Source organism: Kitasatospora sp. NPDC056184 (assembly GCF_042268405.1).
In the GTDB taxonomy this organism is placed as follows: Bacteria; Actinomycetota; Actinomycetes; order Streptomycetales; family Streptomycetaceae; genus Kitasatospora.
In genome coordinates this window covers 214,245-227,712 of the sequence record NZ_JBHJUI010000006.1, presented here as the reverse complement: position 1 = coordinate 227,712, position 13,468 = coordinate 214,245, and the positions used below count along the sequence as shown (strand labels likewise).

General features: G+C 73.3%; 14 protein-coding genes and 1 tRNA gene. 5 read left to right on the top strand and 10 right to left on the bottom strand.

Going from position 1 to position 13,468, the window contains the following annotated elements; all coding sequences use genetic code 11:
* The first annotated feature begins 42 nt into the window (after positions 1-42).
* Positions 43-1,326, top strand: a complete 1,284-nt coding sequence (locus ACFC0B_RS15050; RefSeq protein ID WP_376086234.1) for a sensor domain-containing protein — start codon at positions 43-45, stop codon at positions 1,324-1,326.
* A complete protein-coding gene (locus ACFC0B_RS15045; protein WP_376086233.1) occupies positions 1,323-1,991 on the top strand; it encodes a response regulator in 669 nt (222 codons plus the stop codon). Before ACFC0B_RS15050 ends, ACFC0B_RS15045 begins: the two co-directional genes overlap by 4 nt.
* Here ACFC0B_RS15045 and mug read toward each other — a convergent pair.
* The 7 genes from mug to ACFC0B_RS15010 form a co-directional block, all read right to left on the bottom strand.
* A complete protein-coding gene (gene mug / locus ACFC0B_RS15040; protein WP_376086232.1) occupies positions 1,988-2,578 on the bottom strand; it encodes a G/U mismatch-specific DNA glycosylase in 591 nt (196 codons plus the stop codon). The genes ACFC0B_RS15045 and mug overlap by 4 nt on opposite strands.
* A complete protein-coding gene (locus tag ACFC0B_RS15035; RefSeq protein ID WP_376086231.1) occupies positions 2,575-3,648 on the bottom strand; it encodes a phosphatase PAP2 family protein in 1,074 nt (357 codons plus the stop codon). The genes mug and ACFC0B_RS15035 overlap by 4 nt, the downstream gene beginning before the upstream one ends.
* Positions 3,649-3,793: 145 nt before the next feature.
* Positions 3,794-4,912 (bottom strand): M24 family metallopeptidase, encoded by a 1,119-nt coding sequence (locus ACFC0B_RS15030; RefSeq protein ID WP_376086230.1) that lies wholly within the window; start codon positions 4,910-4,912, stop codon positions 3,794-3,796.
* 76 nt (positions 4,913-4,988) lie between these two features.
* Positions 4,989-6,341, bottom strand: coding sequence for a dipeptidase (locus ACFC0B_RS15025; protein ID WP_376086229.1), 1,353 nt, complete (start codon positions 6,339-6,341; stop codon positions 4,989-4,991).
* A gap of 99 nt (positions 6,342-6,440) precedes the next feature.
* Complete coding sequence (locus ACFC0B_RS15020) at positions 6,441-6,878, bottom strand: hypothetical protein (protein WP_376086228.1); 438 nt, start codon at positions 6,876-6,878, stop codon at positions 6,441-6,443.
* Positions 6,875-8,455 (bottom strand): APC family permease, encoded by a 1,581-nt coding sequence (locus ACFC0B_RS15015; protein WP_376086227.1) that lies wholly within the window; start codon positions 8,453-8,455, stop codon positions 6,875-6,877. The genes ACFC0B_RS15020 and ACFC0B_RS15015 overlap by 4 nt, the downstream gene beginning before the upstream one ends.
* A gap of 132 nt (positions 8,456-8,587) precedes the next feature.
* Entirely contained in the window at positions 8,588-9,925 is a 1,338-nt protein-coding gene (locus tag ACFC0B_RS15010) for an MFS transporter (protein ID WP_376086226.1), read from the bottom strand.
* 135 nt (positions 9,926-10,060) lie between these two features.
* Here ACFC0B_RS15010 and ACFC0B_RS15005 point away from each other — a divergent pair, with 135 nt between their 5' ends.
* Both ACFC0B_RS15005 and ACFC0B_RS15000 read left to right on the top strand, forming a co-directional pair.
* Complete coding sequence (locus ACFC0B_RS15005; RefSeq protein WP_376086225.1) at positions 10,061-10,762, top strand: ArsR/SmtB family transcription factor; 702 nt, start codon at positions 10,061-10,063, stop codon at positions 10,760-10,762.
* Positions 10,763-10,803: 41 nt separating this feature from the next.
* Positions 10,804-11,304, top strand: a complete 501-nt coding sequence (locus tag ACFC0B_RS15000; RefSeq protein WP_376086224.1) for a hypothetical protein — start codon at positions 10,804-10,806, stop codon at positions 11,302-11,304.
* Between the two features lie 73 nt (positions 11,305-11,377).
* On the opposite strand, the gene ACFC0B_RS14995 is transcribed toward ACFC0B_RS15000, so the two are convergent.
* Positions 11,378-11,866, bottom strand: a complete 489-nt coding sequence (locus tag ACFC0B_RS14995; protein ID WP_376086223.1) for a YajQ family cyclic di-GMP-binding protein — start codon at positions 11,864-11,866, stop codon at positions 11,378-11,380.
* 216 nt (positions 11,867-12,082) lie between these two features.
* Between ACFC0B_RS14995 and ACFC0B_RS14990 the strand changes: the two genes are divergently transcribed.
* A tRNA-Tyr gene (locus tag ACFC0B_RS14990) sits at positions 12,083-12,163 on the top strand.
* A gap of 443 nt (positions 12,164-12,606) precedes the next feature.
* Here ACFC0B_RS14990 and ACFC0B_RS14985 read toward each other — a convergent pair.
* On the bottom strand, positions 12,607-12,948 hold the full coding sequence (locus tag ACFC0B_RS14985) for a hypothetical protein (protein ID WP_376086222.1): 342 nt from the start codon (positions 12,946-12,948) through the stop codon (positions 12,607-12,609).
* Between the two features lie 38 nt (positions 12,949-12,986).
* Complete coding sequence (locus ACFC0B_RS14980; RefSeq protein WP_376086221.1) at positions 12,987-13,394, bottom strand: transposase; 408 nt, start codon at positions 13,392-13,394, stop codon at positions 12,987-12,989.
* Positions 13,395-13,468 lie beyond the last annotated feature (74 nt).

Below are 13,468 nucleotides of genomic sequence, written 5' to 3'. Positions count from 1 at the left end.
CCGGGTCCTAGGGTGGGCGGGCGGACAGGGGGGAGGAGCGCGATGGACGACGGGTGGTGGGGCGCGGTGCTGCGGCCGGGCTTCCTGCGCTCGGCGGCCCCGTGGCGGGCGGCCGGGTACCTGCTGGCGACCGGGCTGACCGGCCTGCTGCTCTGCGCCGGGCTGCTGGTGTCGGTGGCGGCCGGCGGGGTGCTGGCGGTCCTGCTGGTCGGACTGCCGCTGCTGGCCGCGCTCGCCCTGGTCGGGCTGCCGGTCGCGGCCTGGGAACGGCGGCTGGTCCGGTTCCTCGACGGTGCACGGGTTCCGGACCCGCACCGCGTCCCCGACCGCCCCGGCCTCGCGGCCTGGCTGCGGCTGCGCTACCGCGAGCGGGCCACCTGGCGCGAACTGGGCTTCACCGCGCTCGCCGGCTTCGTGCTCTGGCCGGTCGACCTGGCGGTGGCCGGCTCCGCCCTGGCCGTCCCCGGCTACCTGCTGGCCGCCGTCCCGCTGCTCCTGCTGGACGGCGAGCAGGTCAACGTCCTCAAGCTCTGGCAGGTCCACTCGCTGGGGACGGCCGCCCTGTTCGGGCTGGCCGGCCTCGTCCTGCTGCCGCTGCTCGGCTACCCGCTGGCGCTGGTGGCGGCCGCCCGGGCGGGCCTGGTCCGGCTGCTGCTCGGGCCCGGCGGGCAGGATCGGCGGATCGGTGAACTGGTCCGCTCCCGGGCCCGGTTGGTGGACGCCTTCGAGGCGGAGCGGCGCCGGATCGAGCGCGATCTGCACGACGGCGCCCAACAGCGCCTGGTCGCCCTGCGGATGACGCTCGGCCTCGCCCGGCTGGACGCGCCGGCGGACGGCCCGCTGGCCGCCCGGCTCGCCGAGGCGCACCGCGAGGCGGGCGACGTCCTGGCCGAACTGCGGGAGCTGATCAACGGCATCCACCCCCAGGTGCTCACCGACCGGGGCCTGCCGGAGGCCTGCGCGGACGCCGCCGACCGCTCGCCGGTCCCGGTCGCCACCCGCTTCGCGCTGCCCGGCCGCCTCCCGGCGCCGGTCGAGTCGGCCGGCTACTTCGCCGTCACCGAGGCCCTGGCCAACATCGCCAAGCACAGCGGCGCGCGCACGGCGAGCGTCGACGGCCGGTACGCGGACGGGCGGCTGACCATCGAGGTGGCCGACGACGGCCGCGGCGGCGCCGACCCGGGGCGCGGCACCGGACTGACCGGGCTGGCCGACCGGGTCGCGGTCGTGGACGGCACACTGACGGTCAGCAGTCCGCCCGGCGGACCGACCCTGGTGCGGGTGGAGATCCCGTGCGCCCCGGTGGACGGAGGAGCCCCCCGATGAACCCGCGAACCGGTCCGGCGGACCTGAGGATCGTGCTCGCCGAGGACGGCGTGCTGCTCCGCGAGGGGCTGATCGGCCTGCTCGCCCGGTTCGGGCACCGGGTGGTGGCCGCCGTCGGCGACGCCGGGGCGCTGCGCACGGCGGTCGAGGAGCACGAGCCGGACCTCGTCGTCACCGACGTCCGGATGCCGCCCGGCCAGACCGACGAGGGACTGCGCGCGGCCGTCGCCCTGCGCGAGCGGCGCCCCGGTCTGCCGGTCCTGGTGCTCAGCCAGTACGTCCAGCGCTCGTACGCGGCGGAGCTGCTGGACTCGGGGGACGGCTCCGGCGTCGGCTACCTGCTGAAGGACCGGATCGGCCAGATCGAGGAGTTCACGGCGGCCCTCGCCGAGGTGGCGGCCGGCGGGACGGTGGTCGACCCGGAGGTGGTCCGCCAGCTGCTGCGCCGCCGCCGGGACCCGCTGGAGCGGCTGACCCCGCGTGAGCGCGAGGTGCTGGCGCTGATGGCCGAGGGCCGGTCGAACGCGGCGATCTGCCGGGAGCTGGTGGTGTCCGACGCGGCGGTGGGCAAGCACATCGGCAACATCCTGATGAAGCTGGACCTGCCCCCGGCCGGGGAGACGCACCGCCGGGTGCTGGCGGTGCTGGAGTTCCTGCGGTCCTAGGACACGGCCTCGCGGCCCGGGCCCCGGGACACGGCCTCGCGGAGCCCGGCGAACTCCGCCGCCAGCGCGTCCAGGGTGTAGTGGGCGTTGAGCCCGCTGGGGTTGGGCAGCACCCAGACCTCGGTGTCCCCGATGGTCCGCTCCTGCCGCCCGATCGACGCCGTCCGCCGGCCGAAGGCCGTGCGGTAGGCGCCGATGCCGAGCACCGCCAGCACCCGGGGGCGCAGCCGCAGCACCCGTTCGGTGAGCGCGGCGCCGCCCGCGCGCAGCTCGTCGGCGGTCAGCTCGTCGGCCTTGGCGGTGGCGCGCGGGGCGACGTTGGTGATGCCGAGGCCGAGGTCGAGCAGCAGGCGCTGCTCGTCCGGGCGGAACTGGCGGGGCGTGAAGCCGGAGCGGTGCAGGGCGGGCCAGAACCGGTTGCCCGGGCGGGCGAAGTGGTGGCCGGTGGCCCCGGACCAGAGCCCGGGGTTGATGCCGCAGAACAGGACCCGCAGACCGGGGGCGGTGACGTCCTCGATCGTGGTGTCGCGGGCGGCGAGCAGCTGCTCGGCGGTTGGCCTCGGGGCCGTGGTCGGCTTCTCGGTCACCGCTCCAGTGTGCCGGTGGACGCGGCGGCCCCCACGCCCGCCCCCGCGGCCGCCGGCACGGCCGCCGCCGCCCGGCTCGCCGCCAGCGACCTGGTCCGGCGCCGCTCCCGCAGCCACCGCACGCCGTACACCGCCGCGGCCGCGTACGCCCAGCCGACGAAGACGTCCACCAGGAAGTGCTCCGCCCCGTACACCAGGGCGAAGGTCATCGCCAGCGGGTACGCCACCAGCAGCACCCGCACCCACCGCGCGGCCGTCGGCCAGAAGAAGAAGAGCAGCATCGCCGGGTACGCCGAGTGCAGCGAGGGCATCGCGGCGACGTCGTTGGCGAACTGGCTGCCGTTCTCGAACACCGACGCGGCGCGCGGCAGCCCGCTCTCGGTGAGCACGTCCGAGACCACCCGGGTGAGCTCCGGCAGGTGCCCCTCCTGGGAGGACAGCCACGGCGGCACCGCCGGGTAGAGGATGTACGTCGCGAAGCCCGCGAAGGTCAGCACCAGGTAGCAGGTGAGCAGGTGCCGGAACCGGTCGTGCCGGCGGCGCCACAGCACCGCGAGGATCACGAAGACCGCGAAGAAGTGCGACATGTAGACGGTGACCGCCGCGTAGTCCCACCACTGCGGCGAGCCGGGCGTGTAGAGCCCGTGCTGGAGCCGGACGGTCAGCGTCTCGCCGAAGCCGATGATCTCGTCGGCGCGCTGCTGCGGCCACAGGTACGGGCCCCAGGGGGTGTGCGCGCCGTAGCCGCGCAGCAGCGAGTACGTCCAGACGACGGCCATCACCGGGACCCAGTCGCGCAGCACCAGCAGGAAGCCGCGCGCGCCGTGCCCGCTGTGCAGCCCGGCGGCCACCAGGGCGCCCATCAGCCACAGGAAGACCAGGTCATTGGTGTACGGCAGGCCGTAGGTGCGCAGGTACCACAGCAGGGCGGCGAGGTAGAGCGGCCACGCCAGCAGCCGGAGCCGGGCCAGGGCGCCGGTGCGCGCGCCGGTCCGGGAGCCGGTCGCCGGACGCAGCCGCCCGGCGCTCGCGGGAGGGGTGGGCGGCGCCGGGCGGAGCATTCTGGTCATGCCGGTCGAAGCTAGCAAGGCATTCTTGGAGAACTCTCGGTGCGAACGGCGGTCCGTTCAGGAAGGGCTCAGAATTGCCCCGGCCGGCGCAGCGAACGGCCCGGCCCGGAGCGGCTCGGGGTGACTCGGGGCGGCCCGGGGTGACTCAGGACACGATGCCCAACTCGTGCGGGGTGTTGTTGAACCGCCGCCCGCCCTGCTCGGTGACCGTCACGATGTCCTCGATCCGCACCCCGAACCGGCCCGGCAGGTAGACGCCCGGCTCGATCGAGAAGCACATGCCCGGCACCAGCGGCCGCTCCTCGCCCTCGACCAGGTACGGCGGCTCGTGCGTGGTGATGCCGATGCCGTGGCCGGTGCGGTGGATGAAGAACTCGCCGTACCCTGCCCCGGTGATGACCCGCCGGGCGATCCGGTCGATCTCCTGGCAGCTCACCCCGGGCCGGACGGCCTCGAACGCGGTCTGCTGGGCCTGCCGGACGACGTCGTGGACCTCGCGCACCTCGGCCGGGACGTCGGCGCCGACGTGCACGGTCCGGGTGGTGTCGGAGCCGTAGCCGTCCTTGAGCCCGCCGAAGTCCAGCACGACGGTGTCGCCGGGCGCGATGACCCGGTCGCCGGCCTCGTGGTGCGGGTTGGCGCCGTTGGGGCCGGAGCCGACCACGGTGAAGTCGACCTGGCTGTGCCCGTACTGGATGAGCAGGGCGGCGAGGTCGGCGGCGACGTCGGTCTCCCGGCGGCCGGCGAAGGCGACCTCCAGGATGCCCCGGTAGGCGGCGTCGGCGGCGCCGCCGGCCGCGGCGAGGCGCTCCAGCTCGTCCGCGTCCTTGACCGCGCGCAGCATCGGCAGGGTCTCGGTGAGCGAGGTCCAGCCGGAGGCGGGCAGGGCGGTCTGGAGGCCGAGCAGGTGCATCGCCCAGGCGTTGTCGGAGATCCCGTACCGGCCGGAGCCGTCGATCAGCGGGACGGCGGCGGCGTACGGGTCCTGGCCGTCGGTCCAGTCGACCAGCCGGACGGCGGGGGCGCCGACGGCCTTCTCGGCGTCGGGGCGCTCCAGGGCGGGGACGATCAGCGCGGGTTCCCGGCCGGCGGTGAGGACGAGGGCGGTGAGCCGCTCGGTGATCGCGGTGGGCCGGTAGCCGGTCAGGTACACGAGGTCGGGTCCGGGGGCGACGACCAGGCCGGACAGCCCGGCTCCCGCGGCGGCGGCGGTGGCCCGCTCCAGGCGGGCGCGGTAGTCCTCGGCGGTGAAGTCTCGGGGCATGCGGGGGTCTCCTGGCGGGGGGAAGGCCGGCGAGGGCTCGGTGAGCTCCGCGATGACTTGGTGCGCGTCAACCTCATCACGGACGCTGGGAGTCGGCGTACTGCCGGAGGAACAGCGCTTCGACGTGGGCCATGTGCTCGATCTCGCCGGGGTCGACGCTCTCGTCGGGCGCGTGGATGAGGCAGCGCGGCTCCTCGACGCCCATCAGGATGATCTCGGCCTCCGGGAAGGCCGTGGCGAACACGGTGCAGAGCGGGATCGAGCCGCCCTGGCCGAGGAAGGACATCGGCCGGCCGTAGACCTCCTGCATGGCCTTGTCGAGCGCCGCGTACGCGGGCCCGCCGGTGGCGGCGCGGAACGGCGAGCCGACGCTCTCCGGCGCGACCGCGATGCGCACCCCCCACGGGGCCGCGGCCTCCAGGTGGGCGGTGAGCGCGGCCTGGGCGGCGCGCGCGTCGGTGCCGGGCGGGACGCGCAGGGAGACCCGGGCCCGGGCGGTGGCCGGGATCGCGGCGGCGGAGCCGACCACCGGCGGGCAGTCGATGCCGAGCACGGTGACGGCCGGCCGGGCCCAGAGCCGGTCGGCGACGGTGCCGGAGCCGGTCAGCCGGACGCCGTCCAGGACGCCCGCGTCGGCGCGGAACTGCGATTCGTCGTAGCCGACCCCGCTCCAGGTGCCGTCGTTGTCCAGGCCGTCGATCCGGGTGCCGCCGTCGGCGTCGCGCAGCGAGTCGAGGACGCGGATCAGCGCGGCCAGCGCGTCCGGGGCCGGGCCGCCGAACATGCCGGAGTGCATGTCGCCCCGGAGCGTGGAGACGGTGACCACGACGTTGGTGACGCCGCGCAGCGAGGTGGTGGCGGTGGGGACGCCGACCGCCGCGTTGCCGGTGTCGCAGACCAGCAGCGCGTCGGCGTGCAGCTCGCCGGCGTGCGGCGGCACGTAGGCCTCCAGCCCGCCGGTGCCCTGTTCCTCCGAACCCTCGACGACCAGCTTGAGGCCGACCGGCAGGTCGTCGCCGAGCGCCCGCAGCGCGGTGAGGTGCATGACGATGTTGCCCTTGCAGTCGGCGGCGCCGCGCCCGTACCAGCGGCCGTCGCGTTCGGTGAGCTCGAACGGAGGGGAGGTCCAGGCGGCGTCGTCGAGCGGGGGCTGGACGTCGTAGTGGGCGTAGAGCAGGACGGTCGGCGCGCCGGGCGGTGGCGGGCGGTGGCCGACCACGGCGTGGCTGCCGTCCGGGGTCTCCTCCAGGTGGACGTCGCGCAGTCCGGCGTCGGCGAAGGCGGCGGCGACCCACTCGGCGGCCTGGCGGCACTTCTCGGGCGGGTACTGGCGCGGGTCGGCGACGGAGGGGATGGCGACCAGCTCGGCCAGGTCGGCCCTGGCGCGCGGCATCAGGCCGGCGATCCGGCGGGCGAGTTCGTCGGTCATGGGGGCGGCTCCTCTGGGAACGGTGGGCCGGGGGCGTCGGGTGTCGAGGGTCCAGGCCGCGGGGGTGCCGGTCGCGGACGGCGTCAGTTGCGGACGGTGTCAGTTGCGGACGGTGTCCTCGAGCTTGAGGTCGTCGATCTTGTCCTTGATGGCGGCGAGCTTGTCCGGGCAGTACACCGAGAGCACGATCGTCTCCGCGAGGACCACCTCGCGGTCGGAGAGCACCGGGCGCTGGCCGGGGCCGCCCGCGCCGTTGGCCATGCCGTACTTCCACTGCGCCTGCTTCAGCGCGCCGGCCGGGTCCTCGCAGACGGCGCCGCCGTCCTCGCCCAGGGTGTGCACGATCTGGTTCTGCGAGGGCACCGGGTAGCCGGCGGCGGCCAGCGCCTCGGAGAGCTGCTTGGCCTTGCGGTTGGCCTCGTTGGTGTCGTGCAGCTGGGTGTAGGTGAGCAGGCCGGTGATCAGCATGCCGACCAGCAGGACGATCGCGCCGAGGTAGATCCAGCGGTGCCGGGAGGCCATCATGCCGCGGGTCATGACGCACCGCCCCGGTCCGGGCCCTCGGTGCGGTGCAGTTCGGCGGCCTCCTGCGCGGCGAGCTCGGCCTGTGCGTCGGGCGAGCGCCACTCCGGCTTGCGCAGCCGCAGGAACAGGTACGGGATCAGCAGGCCCAGGACGGCCAGGCCGCCGCCGACGATCGCCACGTACGACCAGGCCGAGCCGCTGCCGAACTGCGAGGAGGGCACGAACCCGATCGCCATCGCCGCCGCCGAGGCCACCAGGCCGGTCACGGAGATCGGCACGAGGGCGGGCGCCCGGTAGCCGCGCGGATGGTCGGGCCGGGTGCGGCGCAACCGGATCGCGGCGGCGAACATCAGCAGGTAGACGATCAGGTACACCTGCGTGGTGATCACCGAGAAGATCCAGTAGGCGCTGGAGACGTTCGGGATCAGGGCGTAGGCGAGGGCGATGACCGTGGTGACCACGCCCTGGGTGACCAGCAGGTTCTGCTGGATGCCCTCCTTGTTGAGCCGCTGCAGGAACGGCGGGAGGTAGCCCTCCTGGCGGGAGATCATCAGCAGGCCCTTCGACGGCCCGGCGAGCCAGGTGAGCATGCCGCCGAGCGAGGCGGAGACCAGCGCCACCGCGATCACCGGGGTGAGCCAGCCGATGTGGAAGTACTGGAAGAAGGCGTCGAAGGCCTGCATCACACCGGCCGTCAGGCTCAGCTCGCTGGACGGCACCACCCAGCTGATCGCCAGCGCGGGCAGGATGAAGATCGCGAGCACCATCCCGGAGGCGGTGAACATCGAGCGCGGGAACTCCCGGGCCGGGTCGCGCAGCGAGGAGACGTGCACCGCGTTCATCTCCATGCCCGAGTAGCTGAGGAAGTTGTTGACGATCAGCACCAGGCTGGCCAGGCCGGTCCACTCCGGGAACAGGTGCGCGGCGTTCATCGGGGCGGCGGAGGCGTTGCCCTGCCCGAGGAAGACGAAGCCGAGCACGACCAGCAGCGTGCCGGGGATCAGCGTGCCGATGACCAGGCCCGCCGAGGAGAGGCCGGCCACCGCCTTGGTGCCCCGGGAGGAGACCCAGACGCCGGTCCAGTACAGCACCATGATCACGATCGCGGTGTACGGGCCGTTGTTCGCCAGGGAGGGGTCGACCACGTAGGCGATGGTGGAGGCCACGTAGGCGAGCAGGGACGGGTAGTAGAAGATCGTCATCGCGAACTGGCACCAGACGGCCAGGAAGCCCAGCGGCTTCGACAGGCCCTCCGACACCCAGCGGTAGACGCCGCCCTCCCAGCCGGACGCCAGCTCGGCGGAGACCAGCGCGGTCGGCAGCAGGAAGACGATGGCCGGGAGCAGGTAGAGGAAGACGCAGGCGAGGCCGTAGACCGCCATGGTCGGGGCGGAGCGGAGGCTGGCCACCGAGGCCGTGGTCATGAAGGCGAGCGTCACCCAGGACATCCGGGGTGCGTTCGCCAGCCTGGTGGCCGCCGCTCCGGTGCGTTCCCGGGTGGCCGCCTCCCGGCCTCCGCCTGTGTCTCCGTCTCCGCCGGGGCCGCCAGGACGGCTTTGGCCGGACGACGGAACGTCCATCGAACTCATGCGTCCTCCTGGGATGGCCCGCCGGCGCTGGGCCGTACCCGGCCAGTTCACCCGGTTGGCGATGGAGCCGCATGCGGCGTGCACCCGCACGGGTGAGCGGACGTCAGGGGGACGGGACGGGGCGGTGCCGGTTCAGGTGGTGGGCGCCGCCGCCTGAACCGCCGACTGCTCGGGCCAGTCGGCGCGGCGCAGCGTCCGGCCGGCCGTCGCCGGGACCAGGCCCACCGCGAGCAGCGCGGCCACCGTGCCGAGCACCGTCGCGGGGGAGAGGTGGTCGAGCAGCAGCCCGCTGCCGACCATGCCGGCCGGCATCCCGACCGTGAACACCGTCATCGTGGCGGCGACCACCCGTCCGCGGAGCGCGTCGGAGACCCGGCCGAACACCAGCAGGTCGATCATCACCCGCAGCGTCGGCGTCCCCAGGCCCACCGTGAACAGCGCCACGAAGACGGTGACCGCCCCGCCCGGCAGCAGCGGCGCGAGCAGCACCGGGACGGTCAGCCAGGACACCGCGAGCAGCAGCACCCCGGGTCCGGCCAGCCGGTGCAGCCGGCCCACCAGCAGCGCGCCGGCCAGTGCCCCGACGGCCTCGCCGGCCAGTGCCAGGCCGATGCCGGCGCTGGAGGTGCCCTGGCTGCGGAGCAGGACCATCAGCGGCAGCAGCATCGCGCTGCCCGCGACGTTGATGAGCAGGACGACGGCGACGGTCGGACGGAGCAGGGTGTGGCCGGCCAGGTAGCGGTAGCCGGCCAGGGAGCCGCCATCGGTGCTGGCACCGGTGCTGGCACCGGTGCTGGCACCGGTGCTGGTGTCGGTGCCGCCGTTCGTGTCGACGGTCTCGGACTGCGGTCGGCCGGGGAAGCGGACCAGCAGCGCGGAGGTCAGCGCGAGCAGCGAGGCGACCGCCGTGCCGACGAACGGCGCGGCCCGGCCGAGCCCGAACAGCGCGCCCGCCAGCGGCGGCCCGACCAGGCCCGCCCCGCTCATCCGCGCCTCGTCCTGCGCCAGCGCCTGCCGCAGCTGCTCCGGCGGGACGACCGAGCGCACCGCGATCAGCCGGGTCGGGCCGGTGTAGGCGCTGGTCGCGCCGATCACCACGGCCACCAGGAGGGTGTGCGCGACGGTCAGCCGGTCCAGCGCCAGGGCGAGCGGGACGCTGGCGCAGGCGAGCAGCCGGACGGAGTCGCCGACGATCAGCACCCGGCGGCGGTCGTAGCGGTCGGCGGCCGCGCCGCCGTGGAGGCCGAAGAGGACGGCGGCGCCGATCTGCAGGGCCCCGAACGCCCCGGCGAGCGTCGAGGAGCCGGTGAGCGCGAGCAGCAGCAGCGGGTACGCGGTGTCGGCGATCTGCAGACCGAGTGTGGAGCCGGCCTGACCGGCCCAGAGGGCCTGGAAGCGCCAGTTGCGCCGCAGCGGGACGGGCGGCGCCGCGTCCGGGGCCGTTCGCGAGGTCGCGGTGTCGGTCCTCATCGTGGTCTCCCCCTTGCCGCCACTCACCATGGCGTCATCATTCACGATTTCGTGAATGATGACGCCCACGTGACCAATTTCGCAAGAGTGAATGCCCGATTGCCCGGGTCGGCGGACATCTGCGAGGGTGGGCCCGTGGTCGAGAACGCCAAGAGTGCCGTGAACGCCGAGGAGGGGCCCGTCGCCCCTTCCCTCCTCAAGGAGCGCCGGGTGGAGGACGCCGCCACCCTCAAGGCCCTGGCCGACCCGCTCCGCCTGGCGATCCTCGACGTCCTGCTGGCCGCCCGCGAGTCCGGACCGCTCACCGCCAAGGAGATCGCCGCCGCGCTGGATGAGCCGCAGACCAAGCTCTACCGGCACATCAAGCAGCTGGAGAAGGTCGGACTGATCGCCGTCGCCGGCACTCGGCTGGTCTCCGGCATCGTGGAGAGCCGCTACACCGTCGCCCAGACGTCGCTGCGGGTCGCCCCGGAGATCTTCGCGCCGGGCTCGCCGATCAGAGTCGACGCCTACGACGCCCTGCTCGCCGCGATGGACCGCGTCCGCGGCGACTTCCGCGCCCACGCGGCGGCCGACCGCATCGACTTCACCACCTCGCGGGAAGCCGGGGCGAGCGGCCTGCCGGGCATGTTCACGCACTTCACGTACCGGCTCACCCCTGAACGGATGCGCCGGCTGCGCCGTCAGCTCGACGAGGTATTCCACGAGTTGAGCGCTGAGGGGGACAGCGAGGCCGAGGACGCGGTGGAGGCGACCCTGTTCACCCTGCTCTACGGCGTCCGCCCCGAGCAGGAGGCCGACTCTCGGACTGATACCCGACCGGGCACGGAATCGTAAACGCCGGGCGGACTGTCGGTGCCATGGTTCACGATGACTGAATGTCATACGAACTTCAGGCGCTGATCGGCCCGGCGGAGCTGGTCGCGGTGGCGGCCGCCGAGGTTTCGGCGGCCCGCCCGCGACCGCTCGCCCAGGGCCTGGCACTGATCCCGGCCACCCCCGAGTTCCTGGCGGCCCTCCGGTTCGGCGACGTGGAGCCCACCTCCCCGGGCGCCGCCGGCTTCGGCTGGTTCTCCGACGGCCTCGAACGCCGGCTCGCCGCGTGGTCCAAGGCCGGGCCGATCGCCTGCGTGGAGGCCGACTTCTTCGGCGGCACCGGCACCCAGCGCGCCGCGCTCTGGGCCGACGGCCGACTCGCCCTCGGCCCGCTCACCAGTGCCGAGCTCGAACCCTTCCCGCCGGAGGGCAGCCCCATCTCCCGCGTCCTGCGCCGCCTCGGCGTCCGCCTGGCCGACACCGACCCCGCCGCCCACGACGAGTTCGACGCGGCCGGCCTCGGCGCCCACCGCGCCACCGCCGCCTGGGCCACGCCCCGCTGACGGCCCCGAGAACGACGGCGGCCCCGGTCGGAAGCCCCCTCCGGGGAGCTGCCGGCCGGGGCCGCCGCTCGGCTCAGCGGTAGTTCACGAACTGGATCGCGAAGTCCAGGTCCTTGCCCTTGAGCAGGGCCTGGATGGCCTGCAGGTCGTCACGGCTCTTCGAGCTGACCCGGAGCTCGTCGCCCTGGACCTGGGCCTTCACGCCCTTCGGGCCCTCGTCCCGGATGATCTTCGCGATCTTCTTGGCATCGTCCTGGGAGATGCCCTCCTTCACGTCCGCGAAGATCTTGTACTCCTTGCCGGACAGCTGCGGGTCCTTGGCGTCCAGCGCCTTCAGCGACAGGCCGCGCTTGATGAACTTGCTCTGCAGCACGTCCAGGATGGCCTTGGCGCGCTCCTCGCCGTTGGCCTTCATCTCGATCGTCTCGCCGGAGCGCTTGATGTCGGCGCCGACGTTCTTGAAGTCGAAGCGCGTGGCGATCTCGCGGGAGGTCTGGTTGATCGCGTTGTCGACCTCCTGCCACTCGACCTTCGAGACGATGTCGAAACTGGAGTCGGCCATGGGTGTTGGTCTCCTTGATGCTCTGGCTGCACTGACACGGCCCGCCCCACCGGGCGTCCGCCGCCCCAGCCTATCCAGCCGGCCCCTGCCCCCGCCCAGGACAGCCGCGCCACACCCGTCGATCGCGCCCCACGGAACCGGGTGGCGGACCACCCCCCGGCATCGGGTAAGGTTTACCCAGTCGAACGGGGCAAGACCCCGGACGGCAAAAATCCTGGCTGGTTGCCCGAGCGGCCAAAGGGAGCAGACTGTAAATCTGTCGCGCAAGCTACGCAGGTTCGAACCCTGCACCAGCCACAGGATAGAGAAACAGCCCCTGACATGCGGAAACGCACGTCAGGGGCTGCTTTCTTTTATTCGAACACTCGCGGCGCCGCTGTGGCCGTTTCGCGAGGTTTGTCCCACCTGATTCCACCCGGATCCCGGCGCTGACCAGCGGTTCCGGACCAGGCGCGGACCAGGATCAGCCGGGCCGGCGCTGGAGGCGTTCGGCGATCAGCTGGCTTCTGTGGTCTGTGTCACCGCAGATGCGCATCCACGTGGTCTGGACTAGCTGGATTTCGGCGGCCTGCGAGTTACCTGGCCGCCACTTCTGTTTGCAGCGACGTGGCGGTGCCGGCCGATGAAGGAGCGACCCTCGAAGTGGTCCAGCCCGAGGCGGGTCTTCGATTCGCGGTAGTCGTGTTCGACCTGCCAGCATGACTTCGCTAGCCGGGCTAGACGAGTAGTTCCGAAGTCGGTCAGTGGTCGTAGGCGATAAGCGAGCGGGTGACGGTTCGGCCGGTGGTGCGGTTGTGCCAGATCGCGCAGGTCATCGCCAGCAGCCGCTGGCCGACCCGCGCGCCGACGCCTTCGATGGTGCGGCCTCCGTGCTGTTCGAGGCCGAGCTGGCCCTTGAGGGTGTCGTTGACGGACTCGATCAGCTGGCGGACGGACTTCAGCAGCCCCTCACCGGGGCGAGGGGCGAGGTTGCGGTAGGACGGCCGCAGCAGCTGGACGCCGTACTGGTTGAGGAAGCGGTCGAGTTCGGCGGACACGTAGCCCTTGTCGGCGAGGATCAGCAGGCCGGGCCGCTCGCGCACCGGGAGGGGTGGGGTGGTCGCGCGCGAGTGGCCGCGGTTCAGGCTCCGTAGGGAGGCTGGTGCGGTTCGGCGCCCTCGGCGTGGGCGGGCCAGGATAGTGAGCAGGATGCGTGGCCGCTGGTGCCGATCTGACAGGTGCCGACCTTGCCCAGCGTTCCGGAGCACCGCCGGGGCGGCCCTGGGCGGGCCTTGTCGTCCTCGGGGAAGCCGGCGCCGTTCATGGCCCATGCGTTGGGTTGCAGCGCCAGTACGGTCCGCTGCGCCAGGTGGGCCCAGACATCCTCGACCGGCCAGGGCGAGAACGTCATAAGGCTGCCACTGATGATCGACCCCGAGCCGCTCGGCCATCGGCTTACGCACGTGCGTTGGCTCTCCAGCGATAGCCCCTGCAGATACAGCGCGCCCTTGGCCCGCTGATCACAGCGGGCCAAGGGCGCGAACACCATGGCTGCGAACTTCCCCCACCTCCCCACCACAACGCAAGCTCCCCAGCCCCACACAGTCGGGGAGCCACGGGCAT